The organism is Leptolyngbya sp. FACHB-541 (assembly GCF_014695875.1).
Taxonomy (GTDB): domain Bacteria; phylum Cyanobacteriota; class Cyanobacteriia; order Elainellales; family Elainellaceae; genus JAAUTN01.
This window is the reverse complement of record NZ_JACJPC010000110.1, coordinates 197,125-214,673: the sequence shown is the minus strand read 5'-3', so window position 1 is coordinate 214,673 and position 17,549 is coordinate 197,125. Positions and strand designations below refer to the sequence as shown.

At 49.6% G+C, this 17,549-nt stretch carries 14 protein-coding genes; 10 read left to right on the top strand and 4 right to left on the bottom strand.

Features of this window, described 5'->3' with window-relative positions:
• The first annotated feature begins 7 nt into the window (after positions 1 to 7).
• Complete coding sequence (locus tag H6G00_RS23495) at positions 8 to 1,480, top strand: GAF domain-containing sensor histidine kinase (RefSeq protein WP_190798604.1); 1,473 nt, start codon at positions 8 to 10, stop codon at positions 1,478 to 1,480.
• Here H6G00_RS23495 and H6G00_RS23490 read toward each other — a convergent pair.
• Positions 1,477 to 3,585, bottom strand: a complete 2,109-nt coding sequence (locus H6G00_RS23490) for a GAF domain-containing protein (RefSeq protein ID WP_199318664.1) — start codon at positions 3,583 to 3,585, stop codon at positions 1,477 to 1,479. The two genes, H6G00_RS23495 and H6G00_RS23490, sit on opposite strands and share 4 nt — an antisense overlap.
• 417 nt (positions 3,586 to 4,002) lie before the next feature.
• Here H6G00_RS23490 and H6G00_RS23485 point away from each other — a divergent pair, with 417 nt between their 5' ends.
• From H6G00_RS23485 to H6G00_RS23475, 3 genes are all read left to right on the top strand, one after another.
• Complete coding sequence (locus H6G00_RS23485; RefSeq protein WP_190798603.1) at positions 4,003 to 4,203, top strand: hypothetical protein; 201 nt, start codon at positions 4,003 to 4,005, stop codon at positions 4,201 to 4,203.
• 52 nt (positions 4,204 to 4,255) lie between these two features.
• Entirely contained in the window at positions 4,256 to 5,536 is a 1,281-nt protein-coding gene (gene codA / locus H6G00_RS23480; protein WP_190798602.1) for a cytosine deaminase, read from the top strand.
• A 110-nt stretch (positions 5,537 to 5,646) separates the two neighbouring features.
• The gene (locus H6G00_RS23475) at positions 5,647 to 6,573 is read left to right on the top strand and encodes a phosphodiester glycosidase family protein (protein ID WP_199318663.1); all 927 of its coding nucleotides are present in this window, start codon (positions 5,647 to 5,649) and stop codon (positions 6,571 to 6,573) included.
• 174 nt (positions 6,574 to 6,747) lie between these two features.
• On the opposite strand, the gene H6G00_RS23470 is transcribed toward H6G00_RS23475, so the two are convergent.
• A complete protein-coding gene (locus H6G00_RS23470; RefSeq protein ID WP_190798718.1) occupies positions 6,748 to 8,499 on the bottom strand; it encodes an amidase in 1,752 nt (583 codons plus the stop codon).
• 632 nt (positions 8,500 to 9,131) lie between these two features.
• Between H6G00_RS23470 and H6G00_RS23465 the strand changes: the two genes are divergently transcribed.
• The 3 genes from H6G00_RS23465 to H6G00_RS23455 are packed head-to-tail and all read left to right on the top strand — an operon-like array spanning position 9,132 to position 11,174.
• Complete coding sequence (locus tag H6G00_RS23465) at positions 9,132 to 9,452, top strand: YbaY family lipoprotein (RefSeq protein ID WP_190798601.1); 321 nt, start codon at positions 9,132 to 9,134, stop codon at positions 9,450 to 9,452.
• A 59-nt stretch (positions 9,453 to 9,511) separates the two neighbouring features.
• Positions 9,512 to 9,937: a DUF2358 domain-containing protein gene (locus H6G00_RS23460; protein ID WP_190798600.1), complete on the top strand. Its 426-nt coding sequence runs from the start codon at positions 9,512 to 9,514 to the stop codon at positions 9,935 to 9,937.
• A gap of 46 nt (positions 9,938 to 9,983) precedes the next feature.
• Entirely contained in the window at positions 9,984 to 11,174 is a 1,191-nt protein-coding gene (locus H6G00_RS23455; protein ID WP_190690204.1) for a TRC40/GET3/ArsA family transport-energizing ATPase, read from the top strand.
• A 47-nt stretch (positions 11,175 to 11,221) separates the two neighbouring features.
• Here the strand turns inward: H6G00_RS23455 and H6G00_RS23450 are convergent, their stop codons facing one another.
• A complete protein-coding gene (locus H6G00_RS23450) occupies positions 11,222 to 12,013 on the bottom strand; it encodes a hypothetical protein (RefSeq protein ID WP_190798599.1) in 792 nt (263 codons plus the stop codon).
• Between the two features lie 432 nt (positions 12,014 to 12,445).
• On the opposite strand from H6G00_RS23450, the gene H6G00_RS23445 reads away from it, so the two are divergent.
• On the top strand, positions 12,446 to 13,537 hold the full coding sequence (locus H6G00_RS23445) for a Fe(3+) ABC transporter substrate-binding protein (RefSeq protein WP_190798598.1): 1,092 nt from the start codon (positions 12,446 to 12,448) through the stop codon (positions 13,535 to 13,537).
• A 411-nt stretch (positions 13,538 to 13,948) separates the two neighbouring features.
• Positions 13,949 to 15,922, top strand: a complete 1,974-nt coding sequence (acs, locus tag H6G00_RS23440; RefSeq protein WP_190798597.1) for an acetate--CoA ligase — start codon at positions 13,949 to 13,951, stop codon at positions 15,920 to 15,922.
• 81 nt (positions 15,923 to 16,003) lie between these two features.
• On the opposite strand, the gene H6G00_RS23435 is transcribed toward acs, so the two are convergent.
• Complete coding sequence (locus H6G00_RS23435) at positions 16,004 to 16,399, bottom strand: hypothetical protein (protein WP_190646168.1); 396 nt, start codon at positions 16,397 to 16,399, stop codon at positions 16,004 to 16,006.
• A gap of 142 nt (positions 16,400 to 16,541) precedes the next feature.
• Here H6G00_RS23435 and galE point away from each other — a divergent pair, with 142 nt between their 5' ends.
• Positions 16,542 to 17,546, top strand: a complete 1,005-nt coding sequence (gene galE / locus H6G00_RS23430; RefSeq protein ID WP_190690219.1) for a UDP-glucose 4-epimerase GalE — start codon at positions 16,542 to 16,544, stop codon at positions 17,544 to 17,546.
• Positions 17,547 to 17,549 lie beyond the last annotated feature (3 nt).

Below are 17,549 nucleotides of genomic sequence, written 5' to 3'. Positions count from 1 at the left end.
GGTTGGCATGACAAACCCTGAAAATAGATTGTCTTGTCGTCTGGACAGCACACCAGAGTCCGAAAGAGAGCAGCAGCGTCTCGCTATTCTGACGGAGATGGGTTTGCTAGAAGCTGAAAGTGTGCCAATTTTTGAGGAAGCTACCCAAACAGCGGCGCATTCTTTGAACGCACCGATTTGCATTTTAGGATTGATAGATCGCGATCGCCAGTGGTTTAAGTCAGCTATTGGACTGTCTAGAATTGGCTTGATGAATAGCCTGGCATCTTCTCGCCAGCTTCCTCGCGAAGAGGCTTTCTGTACCCATGTTGTAGACAGCCATCAAATATTAGTCATTCACGATACCCTAACCCACTCTGCTTTTGCTAATAGCCTACTCGCTCAGCAGTACGGCATTCGAGCCTACTTGGGTGTGCCGTTGCTGCTGTCTACAGGGTACTGCTTAGGGACGCTGGCAGTTATGGAGTTAGCGCCCCGTCACTTTACAACTAAAGAAATTGAATTTTTGGAGTTGATTGCTCGTTGGAGTGTGAGTGAGTTTGAGCGAAATCATTTGCTGAAACAAATGCAACTGACTCGGCCCGCTGTTGGGGCACAACTTGAGCAGCCCATTGCAAGTGCAATTCCTAAATCTTCAGCGGCGACTAACCCTTTGGCAAATTCGGTTAAAGTCAACCTGATTGCTCAAATGACGCAGGAGCTTTGTACCCCTCTGACTTCAATCTTGGGAATGGCCAGCGTTCTTAATCGAGAAATTTACGGCCCTTTGACAGACAAGCAAAAGGAATATATGGATATTGTCCATCACAGTGGACAGTACCTTTTGTCGCTAGTTAACGAGATTTTAGAGTTAGGTGCTCTAGATGACAGCAATCAGGGATTGAGTCTTACATCCGTAGATATCGAAATGCTGTGTCAGCAAGTCATTAACACTTTAAAGCAGGTTGCGCAGCGCCGCGACCAACAGCTTCGATTAACGGTAGAGCCTGGACATCGCATCTGGTTGCTAGACAAAGACAAAGTGCGCCAAATGCTCTATCACTTGATATTTGGCATCATTCAGTCTGCTAGTACTGAAAGCATCTTGCGGATTCACGTTTCCCGCAAGTTAAACCAACTAGTGATCAAAATTTGGACTTCTCATCCGTGGCTGGGAGATGGACTGCCTCAGACGGAATTGCATTTTAATGAGTTAATTTCTCTGGAGGGAGAGGAGCCAGAATTGGTGAAAGGCGATCGCCTTCCTAATAATGGGATGGAAGAAATTCTTGATTCTGCAAATCCCAAGGTAGTTGGCGATCGAGCTAGCGATTTAAAATCAGCATTCGACCAGTCCCATCGAACTAGCAGTCGTCATAGCTTGGGATTAATGCTGACTCGTCAACTTGCTGAGCTACACGGTGGGCAAATCGTGCTTCAGGGTTCTGCGGAAGCAGGCTATCGCTATGTCATCACGTTGCCCCACATGACTGAAGATTAGTGTGTATTCTGAATTGCGGAAGTTAACCTTTCACCAGTGTTTGACTGATCAGACTGAGTGGGGAGATAAAGATTGCGGGTGCGTACCAGTGAGGCAGAGTGCTTGACTGGAATCTCGATGATAAATTCAGAGCCGTTGTCTGGCTGCGAGTGAAATCTTAGGTGTCCTTGGTGTTGGTTGACTACAGTTTGATAGCTGACCGTCAAACCAAGCCCAACACCGTGACCGATTTGTTTGGTGGTGAAGAAAGGGTCAAAGATTCTGGGCTGAAATTCGTAGGGGATGCCGCAGCCGTTATCTGCGATCGCTATTCGTACCCATTTGCCCGTTAGCTCGTCCAAAAAGGACTCTATTCTAATCACGATGGTTTTAGGCTCTGCCTGATCCTGGTGCAGTGCTTCGACCGCATTGATTAACAGGTTCATGAATACCTGATTGAGTAATCTGGGGTAGCACTCAACCGCAGGGACATCGCCATATTGTCGAACTACCTGAATGTCAGACCTGATGTGGTTTTGCAGCACAAAAAGGGTGCTGTCTAGACCTGCCTGGAGGTCTGCTATTTTACAGTGGGCTTCATCTAGACGAGAAAAGCTTCGGAGTGACAGAACTACTTCGCGAATGCGAGTGGCTCCTGCTCTAATTGAGCCAAGAATGCGGGGCATATCTTGCAATAGGAAGTCTAGTTCAATTTCTCGCGCTAAGTCCTGAAGTGAGGAGTCCGCTTCGGGATAGCGGGTTTGGTAGTGGCTCAATAGCCGCAGCAAATCTTTGATGTAGCGCTCGATGTAGGGAATGTTGCCGTAGATGAAGCTGACCGGATTGTTGATTTCGTGGGCGACACCTGCCACTAGTTGTCCCAGGCTAGACATTTTCTCGCTTTGGATTAACTGCGCTTGGGTTTGCTGTAAGTCATGGAGCAGTGAGGCGAGATGTTCGGCTTGGGCGGCGCTGGCGATCGCCTGCTGTTGGGTTTGGGCATAGAGGTGCCCTTGCTGAATTGAAATTGCTAACTGATCTGCAACAGCCTGGGCCAGCTTTTGGTCATCCCTTGACCAGTAGCGAATGTGGGAACACTGATTGAGGTAAAGAATGGCCTGGAGGGTGCCATTTGCCTGGACTGGAACTACCAGCGACGACTTGATTTGAGCAAGCTGATATTCCTGGTTATCAGCGCCAATTCGGGCATCTTGGGCGATATCTGAGATGACGACCTGCCGACGATGTTGAATCACCCACTGGGTAATCGGACCATTCGTATCAAAATCGTCTAGAGAGGCAGGCAAAGGTGGACGGCAAACCTCAAACAGGTGCTTGCGTCTAAAAACAGTCGCATCTGACTCTAAAGGAGAGGAAGGAGAGGTGACAGATTGTTTATGGTCTTCCTCCAGGTCTTCAACCCGATGTACCAGGCAGCGGTCGATTTCTAGAACGTCGAGCAGTTGGGCGATCGCCTCAGTCAGAATTGTTTCTAGCTCAAGGCTCTGGCGTGTTTGCGTCGTGATTTGATTAACGAGCTGTTCTCGTCGTGCTTGCTTTTGGGTTTTTTCGTAAAGCTGCGCCTGACGGATGGCGATCTCAAGCTGCTGGGCGATCGACTGCATAAAGTCAACCTCCGCCTTGGACCATCGACGAGGGCGATCGGCAAGGCAGGCGATAAACCCAGTTGAATTTTCCCGTCCCTGCACGGGTACCAGCAGGTTAGCGTGTGCTCCTAAGATTTGCAGTTTTGACTGAGTGAAATGATGGTGCCCAGGTGACAACCAATTTGCAATCGAAGCTAAGCCCAGAGGCGCGGAGGTACTTCTAGCACTGACAACTAGTTCTCCTGCTTCAATTAGCGGTGCAACAGAGCTAAATCGGGAGAGTGGATAGTTTCCCAACTGAGAGGCATAGCCATCAAGCAGTTGTTCACAGACGACGTGAACCCGCTGGGTGTCTTTAACATACCAGAAAAAAATGCACCGCTCCAGGCTTAATAACGTTGCCACCTCGTCTACAGCAGTTTGGAGGACAACTTTAAGCTCCAGGGAATTGCGAATGCGATCGACAATCCGACGCAGGAGTGCATTCTGCTGAATCGGATCTTGAAATCTGCGTGTCAATAGCTTGTGAATTCGGTAAAAAAAGGGGCGCACGAGAAAAAAGCTAGCGAAGATCTGACGCAAATCACCCAAACATATTGCTTGAAGCCAACATTAACCGCACTTTAAGCAGAAACAACGGAGGTAGACTGCACCAATCTCTAGCCAACGCACTAAAACCTGATATACATCATTGCTTATTGAGCATCTAGCTTCTGGTAGACAAATTCAGTAGCTTACTTAACTTTATTCAAAAATTTAGAGAGTGACCAGGATCACCCCTCCTGCTGAGATTAATCACTCGTTTCCAGCAGTCTGCCATCAGGGTTAAGCGCTGCTACCCCCAATCTCTGTCTGTCGACTCACCTCGTCATCTTGCACAACATCACATATTAGTTACATACCTTAATGCTTCTCATATTGATTCCCCTAATTCCTATGTCTGCTCAAATTAAGCCTCAATCGGACATTGCTCAATTGGTTGAGAAGATTCTCTCCTCTCGTAAGATCACCCGGGTTGACCAGCGCCGCTTTATGTCTACAGCTTTGTCTAAAGTACGGCTCAGCCATGATGATCAGATTCAGGTGAACCGAGTTTTTGATGGACTGCGCAGCGGACTGTTGAAGGTTGTGGATTAAAGTGAAGAGGTTGGTCTGACTGTTGACCAGGCTGATTGGAAGCTGGGAAATTATGTCTTCACAAGTCCTTGATCTGCTGCTGCGTCGCTGTCGGTTAATTCATCTTGATCAGCCTGCTGAAACGGTTGATATTGCCATTCAGGCTGGAAGGATTGTGGCGATCGCCCCTCACCTTGACCAGTCGGCTCAGCTAGAGCTAGATATTCAGGAGCAAATGGTCAGTCCGCCATTTGTGGAGTCGCATATTCACCTGGATTCTGCCCTGACAGCGGGGGAGCCTCGCTGGAATCAAAGTGGCACGTTGTTTGAAGGCATTGAGATTTGGCGCGATCGCAAGCAATCATTAACGATAGAAGACGTAAAGCAACGGGCGATCGCCACCCTCAAGCAGCAGGCGATGCAGGGAGTGCTATTTGTCCGCAGCCATGCTGACGTAAGCGAACAAAACCTGATTGCGCTCAAAGGTTTGCTAGAAGTCCGTGAAGAAGTGAAAGACTGGATCACGCTGCAAGTGGTCGCCTTTCCGCAAGATGGCGTGTACGGCGGGGCTAAGAACGAAGAACTGATGGAAGAAGCGCTGAGATTGGGCGTTGATGTGGTCGGTGGCATTCCCCATTACGAACTAACCCGTGAAGATGGGGTGCGATCAATTCACCGCATCTTTGAACTGGCGCAAAAGTACGACCGCCTCATTGACATTCACTGTGACGAGATTGACGATGACCAGTCTCGCTTTTTGGAAGTCGTCGCTGCTTGTGCCCTGCGGACAGATATGGGGGCACGGGTAACTGCCAGCCACACCACTGCTTTTGGCTCTTACAACAACGCCTATGCCTTCAAGCTATTGGGCTTTTTGCAGCGCACACCAATCAACTTCATCGCTAATCCGTTGATTAACATCACATTGCAGGGACGGGCAGACACCTACCCCAAACGACGTGGCGTAACGCGAGTCAAGGAACTCTGGCAGCAGGGACAAAACGTTAGCTTGGGTCACGATTGTGTTCAAGATCCCTGGTATAGCTTAGGTACAGGCAACATGCTAGATGTGGCAAGCATGGCAGTTCACGTTTGTCAGATGACGGGCACTCCAGAAATTGATGCTTGCTACAACATGATTACCTGGCACGGTGCAAAGACATTGCACATTGAAGATCAGTACGGCGTTGAGGTGGGCAAACCCGCAAACTTAATTGTGCTGGATGCGGGCGATCGCTATGATGCTATCCGTCGTCGTGCTACCGTCCGCTATGTCATTTCCCGAGGAAAACTGTTAGCTCATACAGAGCCACCCAACCCCCAGTGGAAAGGTGAGAGTAAAGATGAAGGATAAAACCGCTCTATAGCTTCTATGGTGAAGGATTGGCATACCTTCATGGGTTCCTCCCGCTGGGAGGAGAGCAATAAAGAACAATTAGCTCAGGAACAATTTTTAGAGTTAATGTGAGAAAAAAGTGGCTGACTGCAATAGCGCTGGCAGGTTTTGGGTTTCTGATGTTTGTGGTTGTTTCGCTAAACCTGTGGGCATCTCAACCTGTTGTGCCAGAACTCCCTGCCCAGTCGGAACCCGTCCCTTCTACAATTCCGGTGAGTGAACTGCAGTACGAGGTGTATACGCTGCCCCAGAGCATTGTGCATACGCTGCTGATTCCTACGGGGGAGCGGTTTACGGTTGTTCCGGCGATCGCTCCTTCTGCCAATACGATCGAAGAGTTTGCGGTGGAATATAGGGCGATCGCTGCCATCAATGGCGGTTTCTTTGACCCCGAAAATCTGAAATCGACTTCATATGTTGTGCTAAATGGCGAACAGGTTGCCGATCCGCGAGATGACGAGCTGCTAGTCAGCAATCCTCAACTCATTCCTTACTTAGACAAAATTTTTAACCGAACTGAATTGCGTCAATATCGCTGTAGGCAAACGATTCGCTACGACATTGCCTTACACGAACAAGCTGCGCCACCGGATTGTGAATTACTGAGTGCATTGGGAGGTGGACCTCGCTTGTTGCCAGAACTCACTTCCGTGCAGGAAGGATTTTGGCACGTGGTTGATGGTCAAATTTTGCGCGATCCATTAGGAATAGAACGCCCCAATGCCAGATCTGCGGTGGGAATCACCCGTGAAGGCAACATTATTCTTGCAATGGTAGCTCAACAACCTGAAGCACCCGCTAATTCTGGAATGTCTTTGTCAGAGCTAGCCGATTGCCTTAAAAATCTAGGTGCTGAGCAGGCGATGAACCTGGATGGTGGCGGATCAGCATCCTTTTATTTCGGTGGTGAAGCAGTTTATGGCAAGGTCGATGAAGCAGGCGATCCCGTCGTGCGATCGGTTAAGTCGGTGTTGCTAGTTCGTGAGAATTCGTAGTTGATGGGTTTGGCGATCGCAGTAAAGGATTGAGCCGTAAGGAGATCGCTAAGAAAAAGTTTACCCTCAGGTAGGGGCAGGTTTTGCCAAAATCTCTGCAGTTGAGCGACAGCTTTAATGCTAAACCTGCCCTTACAGGTATCTTGTTTGCGAGAAATCTTCTACAACAAAGGATTAGAGGATGTTCTTTCTTATTCCCAGATTATTCTGACTGCGTTTACGCTTCAAGCCAAAAGCACTCAGCCCAACTACCACCAAAGCAGACACCGTAGCTGGCTCTGGCACAAGGACGGGCGGACGGCGCAGCATCGTGGCTTGCTCGTAGTCGTAGGCATAGCCAATAATTTCTGCCTCGCCAAAATAATTGCCCATAAACTCTAGCGACATGGGAATTCCTTCTTTGGAATAGCCCATTGGCACGGTAATTCCTGGTAAGCCTAAAATGTTGGCTTCGAACCGCGCAGGAAGGCTGCCATAGGTTGCATAAACTTCGTTTGCCTCTTCTCCTTGCGGCGGTGCAAGATAGTTGAGGGTCGGGAAGACGAATGCGTCAATTCCCTTTGCTTCCATAAAGTCTTCGTATTCTAAAGTTCGTAGTTTGGCGATCGCCTCCAACGCCTGATCTACAAGCGGCAAATCTTCCCAGGGTTTAGCATCTCCTGCAGCGATCGTATCGGCAACCTGTTTGACGTAATCGTAGAATTCATAGTCCTCTGGCAAAATGTCGAGCAAATCAACAAAGGACTTAATCTCATCGTCGTCGTAACTTTTGATTAGTTGCTCATAGTAATAGGCTCGACTTTGAACGTTGCGCGAACTGTCGGTGGGATAGTCGTAAGGTGGATTGCCATTCACCAAGTAGTCAATAAACCAGGTTTTATGAGCCGGAATATCAACCTCAACTAAAGTTGCGCCTTGTGCTCTCAAGTTCCGTTTGGCTTGCTCAAATGCCTCAGAAATTTGGGGGTCTAGCGGGAAACTTTCACCCTTAGCCGGATCGCCCTTACCAATATAAGAACGAGGCAAACCCAACACCACCCCTTCCAGGGAAGTATCATCTAGAGCGCTACTGTAATCCGGCGATTCAGGAATTTCTGGAATGTAGGGGTTCCAAATGTTGTTCGGGTCAAAACCGACCAGTGCTTCCATTGCGAAGGCGACATCTGCAACCGATTTTGCCATTGGCCCAACTGCGTCTCGCTCTGCAACCAAGGGCCATGTGCCATCTACTGAGATGAGTCCGGCGCTGGGCTTGAGTCCCACCAGTGAATTGTGAGCGCTGGGTACTCGAATTGAGCCGCCCGTTTCACCGCCCATTGCAAACATGGCAAAGCCAGAGGCGATCGCTGCTCCCGATCCGCTACTAGAACCACCGGGAGTGCGATCGGGAGCATAGGGATTGATCACTGGGCCATATGCTTCGCTGATGCCGTCGTAGGAAAAGGCCCAGGTGCTCATGTTTGCTTTACCCAGAATGACTGCTCCAGCCTCGCGCAGTTGACTCACTGAAAACGCATCATCTTGAGCAATAAGTGTCTTAAAAACTTCGACTCCGTTAGTGGTCGGTAGTCCTTCTACGTCATAAGAATCTTTGATCAAAACGGGAATGCCGTGCAGTGGACCTAATACGGTTCCTTGCGAGCGCAACTTATCTAACGCTGCTGCATCTTCAAGGGCATCAGGATTCAGATACGCAACTGAGTTGATAGTGGGGCCAGCCTGGTCAAACTCAGCAATGCGGTCAAGGTACATCTGCGTCAGTTCGCTGCTCGTCAGCGTTCCTTCACTAAATGCGGCACTCACATCCAGAATCGTTGCTTCATCCAGCGGAACCGAGAACGTTGCTGCTTCTGCGGCTATTGAAATGAGTCCTAGTAATAGAGATGGAGTTGCCACCAAAATGGCTTTCTGAAAGCATCTAGTCATTAAGTATCACATCCTCACTTGATTACTACAGATTTAACGGGGGCTGATAAGAATTAATTGAGGTAACGTGAGCAAGTTGAATCTGTTTAACTCGGTTAAACGCAACTTTTCCATGACAAAACAATTGCTCAAAGGCAATATCTTGATCTTCTTTAGAAGTCTTCCTGAAAACATTTTTAGGACGGTATTTTACGCCGATCATAAATGAAGTTTTTAAGAATACCTCTAAAGATAGATTCAGTTAAAGTTAAGGAGAAGAGATTAGCTTGGACGGAGAAAAATGCTCTGTAGCCTGAAGTTAAGTTCCATTCGCAGATACTTTCGTAACTTCTACTACAGTTCATGAAAAGTTTATATAGGGGCGCATAGCAATTGCGATTTACCTTCAGAAATCAGATCTCTGGCTTCTTTGAAAAGTCAAAGATTTAGCATTCAAGCTTATTGAGGAGGGCTATAGAATGGTTATGTTTTGATCTAGTAAAAGTAAGCTCCTGATTTTAAATTTCCAGGTATAAATTGTTGTATATGAAGGGCTAGATATGCAGAGCTTAGGAGTAATTTACGCTATTACGCTAAGTCTTTTAATGCTAATTGGATTAACTTCAAACTCACTTCCATCAGAACCTAACAAAGTGAGTGGAACCCTGATTTCTGCTCCAAGCGTTGCACTTCCTGAAGGTGCGATCGCCTACATCACGCTCTTAGACGTATCGCCCCGACAAGATGTAGAATCTAGCATCATTGCTCGACAAACTATCACTGATCCTGATCAACTTCCCATTGCATTTGAAGTACCCTACAATCCCGACCGAATTCGCTCTGATCATCTCTACGCAATCCAGGCGCAAGTTACTACGGAAGGGAGAGTTGTTTTAAGAAATTGCTCAGCTTATCCAGTGATCACTCAAGGGAATCCGTTTGTAATTGAGGTTTTGGTTGATTTGGTGGAGTAGACGGACAACTATGCATAAAACAAAGTTTTGCTGTAACAGGAGTAGGGACAGTAGTAGTGATGAATATTGTTGAAACGCTGAAAGACGACTACAGCAGGTTTCCTAAAGACCAAACCTATAGTCTTTATGCGGAAGATGTTTACTTCAAAGATCCGATGAATCAGTTTCGGGGGTGCGATCGCTACAAACTAATGATTGGCTTCATCGACACCTGGTTCATTAATCCCAAAATGGACTTGCATCAGATTCAGCAAATGGGAAATCAGATTAGAACTGAGTGGACGCTGAGTTGGAATACGCCTTTGCCCTGGAAGCCGAGAATTGCGATCGCAGGCTGGAGTGAACTAGAGCTTAACCAGGACGGCTTAATCTGTGCTCACATCGATTACTGGCACTGCTCCCGACTGGATGTCGTGAAGCAACACTTTTTTCTAAAAGACAAATCCCCCAGCGCGAACCGCACCGAAGAAAAACCGATAGATTAAAAGAACGTAAATATTTGAGTCGTTTCTTAGGTGGGTTCGATTATCCATGCGCGTAATTTTGATGACGGGTAAGGGAGGGGTGGGCAAGACCTCAGTCGCAGCTGCGACGGGTCTGCGTAGCGCAGAATTGGGTTATCGCACCCTCGTCCTCAGTACCGATCCGGCACATTCCCTGGCAGATAGCTTTGACATAGAGCTAGAACACGCTCCCCGCGAGGTGACTCCCAACCTGTGGGGTGCAGAACTGGATGCGTTGATGGAGCTAGAAGGAAACTGGGGTGCTGTCAAACGTTACATTACTCAAGTGCTGCAGGCGAGAGGGCTAGAAGGCATCGAGGCTGAAGAGTTAGCAATTCTCCCTGGCATGGACGAGATTTTTAGCCTGGTGCGGATGAAGCGGCACTATGACGAGGGCGAATTTGACGTACTCATTATTGACTCTGCCCCAACTGGAACTGCACTGCGGTTATTGAGTTTGCCGGAGGTAGCGGGTTGGTATATGCGGAGGTTTTACAAACCGTTGCAGGCGATGTCTGTGGCGCTGCGTCCGCTGGTGGAGCCACTGTTTCGCCCGATCGCCGGATTCTCATTGCCCAACAAAGAAGTAATGGATGCGCCCTTCGAGTTTTATGAACAGATTGAAGCGTTAGAGAAAGTCTTGACTGACAATACTCAAACCTCAGTGCGGCTAGTCACCAACCCTGAAAAGATGGTGATTAAAGAATCGCTCCGTGCCCATGCTTACCTCAGCCTTTATAACGTGGCAACTGATATGGTTGTGGCAAATCGAATCATTCCTGACGAGGTGACTGATCCATTTTTCCAGCGGTGGAAGGAAAATCAGCAGCAGTATCGCCACGAAATCCACGAAAACTTCCACCCTCTGCCTGTGAAAGAAGTGCCGCTCTACTCAGAGGAAATGTGCGGCATGGAAGCACTTAATCGGCTGAAGGAAACGCTGTACGCCGATGAAGACCCAACGCAGGTTTACTACAAAGAAACAACGTTGCGGGTAGTGCAAGACCAGAATCAATACAGCCTAGAAGTTTACCTACCGGGAATTCCCAAGGATCAAGTTGAGCTGACCAAAACGGGAGATGAGCTAAACATTCGAATTGGCAATCATCGGCGCAATCTGGTTCTGCCTCAAGCGCTGGCAGCACTTCAGCCTGCCGGGGCAAAAATGGAAGAAGATTACCTGAAGATTCGCTTTGCGGATGCGGCAAAGGTGGGGTAGCGATTAGCGCTCCGCGCAACTCCGCAGGAACTGCCTCCAAACCCAGTTTACGAGTTAGGCGCTTCCGTTAGCTGCTCTAACTCGTCACGGGTCATCGGCTGGTCAGCTAGAACATAGAAGGTTCCCTGCAATGTAGAGAGCAGATTGAGGTATTCTGTTTCGCCGTCCTTGGAAACTTCGTACACTCTAAAGCCGGGAACTTCATCATCTGTCTGCGACTCAACCTCGTAGCCTTTGTTTTCTAATTCTTGCTCTAGTGTCCTAGCGACTGCTCGCCACTGCGTGTCCTGAGTTTGCCAGCAGTTTTCCTGACCGCCACAGCCCGGTTCCCCACCAATCGCCGCGTGGGGAATTTCTGCTGAAAACGAACCCGTGATTTCTGGCGAAGGAGTAGGGGAAGATGCGGGGGAAGCGGTTGGAGAAGGCTGCGTAGAGTCTAGGGTGCCCTGAGGTGAAGGGGTTGGGCTTGGAGCAGACAAATTGGACTGAGGAGTGGGGCTGGGTGATGCTTGGGGTGAAGGAGTTGGCGAAGCGGGCGCAGTTGGACGCGCAGCCACAGGTGCAGTGGGGCGAGGAGCCACAGGCGCAGCTTGAACAGTTGGTGATGGTGATATGGGTGGTGATGGAACCGCTACAGGTGAAGGGACTGTAGGCGAAGGCGAAGCAGGAAGCTGGGTAATTCGAACTGGCTCTTCAGAGATGGGCAGTTCAGACGTGGAGTGATTAGGCAGCGGCAGCAGCAACACCACAGTATGCAACCCGACTGAAACGATAAACCAGGGTCGCAGCAGCAAACGTAGAGGCGCGGGCAATCTTTTCCAAAGGCGCGGCTGGGTCATGAACTTAACGCAAAAAGTTGGGAAGAAATCAAGGAAATGAGGGCTATGTGAAAGTGGAGCGGTTCCTGCGGAGTTGCGCGGAGCGCTAATCGCCAATTCAACACACGCAACTGCTCTAAAAACTTTTGCAAAAGAAACGGCTCTAGCACAGAGAGTATTGCAAAAGATTTGAAAGCCTGATAGGAGCGTCAGCCCCAATCAAAATATCTTTCCTGCTTCAAAAAGCTTACCAGATCTGCTTTCCAGAACAAGTAATTTAGCTAATTCTGTATTCTTCGCAAACCAAAAAAGTCATATAGCTGAAAAAACTAGCTTGCTAGTTAGGAATTACTTGCATTAATAGTACAATACAGCCTTGACCCAACTCATGAACAGACGGATGGCGTGTAGCTATCTGTTGACTTAATCACTCACAGGAGTAAACCACAGATTATGAAGATGACAAGGCGCGTCTTTATGGGCGCAGGTGCAGCAATGGCTGCGGTGGCGGCTGGGCAACTGGGGAGAACTGCCCCTGGTCAGGCTCAAATTGCTCCCCGTGGCGATCGCTCAACCCGACTTGCTCAGGCTGGCGGAGTCGTCAATCTTTACTCAGCCCGTCACTATGACACTGATAACGACTTATACCAAAGCTTTACGAACCGGACTGGAGTTCAAGTCAACTTGGTCGAGGCTGAAGCTGACCAACTGATTGAACGGATCAAGAGCGAAGGGGCAAACAGTCCGGCTGATGTGTTCATCACGGTGGATGCAGGTCGTCTCTGGCGGGCAGAAGAGGAAGGCATCTTACAACCAGTCTCTTCCTCTGTGCTGGAGCAAGCCGTGCCAGAAAATCTGCGGCATCCAGAGGGCTTGTGGTTTGGTCTTTCTAAGCGGGCGCGGGTGATTGTCTACAACAAATCTCGCGTTAACCCAGCCGAGCTATCTAGCTACGAAGATTTGGCAGACGAAAAGTGGCGGGGACGGCTTCTGGTCAGGTCATCTTCCAACGTTTACAACCAATCCCTCACAGGCTCTCTGCTGGAAGTACATGGGCCAGAGTACACCGAAGAGTGGGCTAGAGGAATTGTCGCTAACTTTGCCCGCCCCCCTGAAGGTGGTGATACGCCCCAAATCCTTGCTGTAGCGGCAGGAGTCGGAGATGTAGCAATCTCTAACCACTACTACTATTTGCGCTTGCTTAACTCTGAGAACCCCGAAGAGCGGGAAGCGGCTGAGCAAACTGCAATCTTCTTCCCTAATCAGCGCGATCGCGGTACCCATGTCAACATTAGCGGTGGCGGCGTACTAGCTAACTCTCCCAACAGAGAAGCGGCAATTCAATTCCTAGAGCATTTGGTTAGTCCCGAGGCTCAGGCAATCTTCGCCCAAGGGAACAGTGAATATCCTGTCTTGCAAGGAGTTGAGCTTGATCCTGTAGTTGCAGCTCTGGGTGAGTTTAGAGAAGACAGTATCAATGCGTCTGTGTTTGGACGCAATAATCCAGAAGCGCTTCAAATTATGGATAGAGCAGGTTGGGCATAGGAATGGGGCTAGGGGTTGGAGGCTAGGGATCGCCTAAACCTTTACTTCTACCCTGTCCTGCTTAAATGCAGCCTAGCAACACACCTCAACCTGAGGCAATCTGCTGGACGGGTAGGGGCGCGGCATTTGGCAGCAATTCTTGGGCCTAAATAGAGTCTTTGCCCGAATGCTACGCCCTTCCAAAGGTTATGCATTCTATAAATGGAAAGGCATCTGCAAGTGGGGTGCCTTTCCATTATTTTTTGAATTGGTACACCTTAATCAGCGCTGCCTTCCATCCTCCCAAGTCTTGTAAAAGTTAAAGAAAACATACTTGCTGTGCAAATTAGTGGCTAAAAAAAGTATGGTTTGGAGAAGGTAGCCCCCATTACCCACCGGAAAGTTGCCGCCGCAGACACACAGCAAAGCACTATGTCAGAATCTACGATTGAATCAATTCTTCAAGAAAAGCGATTATTTAATCCCCCTGCTGCTTTTTCTCAACAGGCCCATATCAAAAGCCTGGAAGAATATGAGCAGCTTTATAAACGGGCTGAGGCTGACCCAGAAAAATTTTGGGCAGAACTAGCGCAAAAGGAACTGCACTGGTTTGAGAAGTGGGACACAGTGCTGGACTGGCAGCCGCCCTTTGCTAAGTGGTTTGTCAACGGCAAAACCAACATCTCCTATAACTGCCTCGATCGCCACCTAACAACCTGGCGGCGCAACAAAGCAGCACTAATTTGGGAAGGCGAACCCGGTGATTCACGTACCCTCACCTATGCCCAGCTTCACCGAGAGGTTTGTCAGTTTGCCAATGCGCTAAAGCATCTGGGTGTGCAGAAAGGCGATCGCGTCGGTATCTATATGCCGATGATTCCTGAAGCGGCGATCGCCATGCTTGCCTGCGCCCGCATTGGTGCGCCCCATACGGTCGTCTTTGGTGGATTCAGCGCTGAAGCATTGCGCGATCGCCTCGTCGATGGGCAGGTGAAGCTAGTCGTGACAGCAGACGGGGGTTGGCGCAAAGATGCGATCGTGCCGCTGAAAACTCAGGTTGATAAAGCGTTAGCAGATGGCAATGCACCCAGCGTCGAAAATGTGTTAGTCGTACGTCGGACGGGACAAGAAGTTCCGATGCAGCTAGGTGCTCGTGACCATTGGTGGCATGAACTCCAGCCGCAGATGTCAGCCGACTGCCCCGCAGAGCCGATGGACAGCGAAGACGTGCTTTTCATTCTCTACACCTCTGGCAGTACAGGCAAACCCAAAGGTGTGGTGCATACCACGGGTGGCTACAACCTCTACACTCACATGACCACCAAGTGGATTTTTGACCTGCACGATGACGACGTGTATTGGTGTACCGCTGACGTAGGCTGGATCACCGGACACAGCTATATCGTCTACGGTCCACTGTCCAACGGGGCAACCAGTCTGATGTACGAAGGTGCGCCTCGTCCTTCAAACCCTGGCTGTATGTGGGACGTGATCGAGAAGTACGGCGTAAATGTGTTTTACACTGCACCGACCGCTATTCGCGCTTTTATCAAAATGGGTGAAGACTTGCCTAAAGCGAGGGATCTGTCTTCGCTGCGGTTGTTGGGCACGGTTGGCGAGCCAATTAACCCAGAAGCCTGGATGTGGTATCACCGTGTAATCGGAGGCGAACGCTGCCCGATTGTCGATACCTGGTGGCAGACCGAGACTGGCGGTATTATGATTACGCCACTACCAGGAGCCATTCCTACTAAACCTGGTTCTGCGACCCGTCCTTTCCCCGGAATTTTGGCGGACATTGTGAATCTAGAGGGCAATTCGGTTAAGGAAAATGAGGGTGGCTACCTAGCGGTGAAGCATCCCTGGCCGGGCATGATGCGAACGGTTTATGGCGACCCCGATCGCTTCCGACGTACCTACTGGGAACACATTCCGCCTAAAGACGGGAAATATTTTTACTTTGCTGGAGATGGCGCACGCCGCGATGAAGATGGCTATTACTGGGTGATGGGTCGGGTCGATGACGTGATCAACGTCGCAGGACATCGCCTTGGCACAATGGAGATCGAGTCGGCGCTGGTTTCCCATCCTGCTGTGGCTGAGGCGGCCGTGGTCGGCAAGCCCGATGAGGTGAAAGGGCAAGACGTATTTGCCTTTGTCACCCTAGAGGGCAGCTATACCGCAAGCGATGACCTCAAGAGTGAGTTGAAAAAGCATGTGGTGCAGGAGATTGGGGCGATCGCACGCCCTGGTGAGATCCGCTTTGCCGATGCCCTGCCCAAAACTCGCTCCGGTAAAATTATGCGTCGCTTGTTAAGAACAATCGCCAGCGGTGAAGCAGTCTCTGGGGACACCTCTACGCTAGAAGATATGGGCGTTCTAGACAAACTGCGGGAAACCCCGTAAACCTGCCTTTGCCTCCGCAGGGGCGGTTCGCGAACCGCCCCTACCGTTGTTGTGCTTCACCAACTTCTATCTGAATCGATATTAATCTTCTTCGCGGGACGCACGACCATCACGGCGACCCAACTCATATACACCGCCACCGATCGCCGCAAGAATGCCTACGCTAATTGCCCAACTTTGTCCTAACCCAACTTCCACGCCGTAGTTAAACAATCCACCCACTAGCAAAAACGGCACGATGCTGAACAGGGAAGCATAGAGGGCGTTTAAAGATTCCCTGCCTTTGCGAGTACGCTCAAACTCTTCTGCTGAAGTGTAGAGAAACCGTTCAGCAAAGTTGAACCAGCGGTTTAGCTGCTCCATTACCCATTCGCTGATGGGCGAAAAGCCCAAGTACAGCGCTAATGACCACAGACCAACACCTGCTAGCGTTGTCGCATCCAGTCCAAACCGGAAGGGAAAAAGTTCGGTCAGCATGGGTAGAGCGATCGCCTAAGAAACTTTACTAATTGTAATATAAACGCACTCTAGGCTGACTAGGGCTTGGGGTTGATGTCTACTTTTAAAGTTTTAAAGCGATGTTAGCCTGGAGCAACAAAACACAACTGAGGAGTCCAACATGTCGCCAGTTCGACCAACCATTTTAGTCACGGGGGGTGCAGGATACATCGGCTCTCATGCAGTGCTGGCACTTCAGCAAGCAGACTATGAGGTGGTTGTTCTCGATAATTTGGTATACGGACATCGAGACTTGGTAGAGAAAGTGTTGCAGGTAGAACTCGTCGTTGGCGATACCTGCGATCGCGCCCTTTTAGATCAGCTTTTTGCCAGTCGCAACATTGCTGCTGTGATGCACTTTGCAGCTTATGCCTATGTAGGTGAGTCGGTAACTGACCCAGCAAAGTATTACCGCAACAATTTCATCGGTACGCTGACTCTTTTAGAGGCAATGGTGGCTGCTTCGGTCAACAAATTTGTGTTTTCTTCGACCTGTGCCACCTACGGCGTACCTAAAACAGTCCCAATTCCAGAAGATCATCCCCAAGATCCGATCAATCCGTATGGGGCAACTAAGTTGATGGTTGAGCGGGTGCTAGCTGATTTTGGTGTAGCCTATGGGCTCAAGTCAGTTTGCTTCCGTTACTTTAATGCGGCGGGAGCTGATCCGGCGGGGCGGCTAGGTGAGGACCACAATCCTGAAACTCACCTGATTCCCCTGGTACTGCTGGCGGCTTTGGGTCAGCGAGAGTCTATTTCAATTTTGGGAACCGATTACCCAACCCCCGATGGAACTTGCATTCGAGACTACATTCATGTTGCTGACCTGGCTAGCGCTCATGTGTTGGGGCTGGAATATCTGCTGAAAGGAGGCGACACAGACGTGTTTAACCTGGGGAACGGCAACGGTTTTTCAGTCAAGCAGGTGATCGAAACGGCAAAGCAGGTGACGGGGCGAGACTTTAAGGTGGTGGAGGGCGATCGCCGTCCAGGAGATCCGCCTGCTCTGGTTGGCAGTGGTGAGAAAGCCAGCAAGATATTAGGGTGGCAACCGCAGTATGCTGACCTGAGCAAAATCCTATCTCACGCCTGGCAGTGGCATCAGCAGCGGCATCAGGCAAATTAAAGA

Bases quoted from the DNA above. Each gene is read 5' to 3' on its own strand.
- H6G00_RS23495 (WP_190798604.1), top strand. From the start codon at position 8: ATGACAAACCCTGAAAATAGATTGTCTTGTCGTCTGGACAGCACACCA.
- H6G00_RS23485 (WP_190798603.1), top strand. From the start codon at position 4,003: ATGTCTGCTCAAATTAAGCCTCAATCGGACATTGCTCAATTGGTTGAG.
- codA (WP_190798602.1), top strand. From the start codon at position 4,256: ATGTCTTCACAAGTCCTTGATCTGCTGCTGCGTCGCTGTCGGTTAATT.
- H6G00_RS23470 (WP_190798718.1), bottom strand. From the start codon at position 8,499: ATGACTAGATGCTTTCAGAAAGCCATTTTGGTGGCAACTCCATCTCTA.
- H6G00_RS23460 (WP_190798600.1), top strand. From the start codon at position 9,512: ATGAATATTGTTGAAACGCTGAAAGACGACTACAGCAGGTTTCCTAAA.
- H6G00_RS23455 (WP_190690204.1), top strand. From the start codon at position 9,984: ATGCGCGTAATTTTGATGACGGGTAAGGGAGGGGTGGGCAAGACCTCA.
- H6G00_RS23450 (WP_190798599.1), bottom strand. From the start codon at position 12,013: ATGACCCAGCCGCGCCTTTGGAAAAGATTGCCCGCGCCTCTACGTTTG.
- H6G00_RS23445 (WP_190798598.1), top strand. From the start codon at position 12,446: ATGAAGATGACAAGGCGCGTCTTTATGGGCGCAGGTGCAGCAATGGCT.
- acs (WP_190798597.1), top strand. From the start codon at position 13,949: ATGTCAGAATCTACGATTGAATCAATTCTTCAAGAAAAGCGATTATTT.
- H6G00_RS23435 (WP_190646168.1), bottom strand. From the start codon at position 16,399: ATGCTGACCGAACTTTTTCCCTTCCGGTTTGGACTGGATGCGACAACG.
- galE (WP_190690219.1), top strand. From the start codon at position 16,542: ATGTCGCCAGTTCGACCAACCATTTTAGTCACGGGGGGTGCAGGATAC.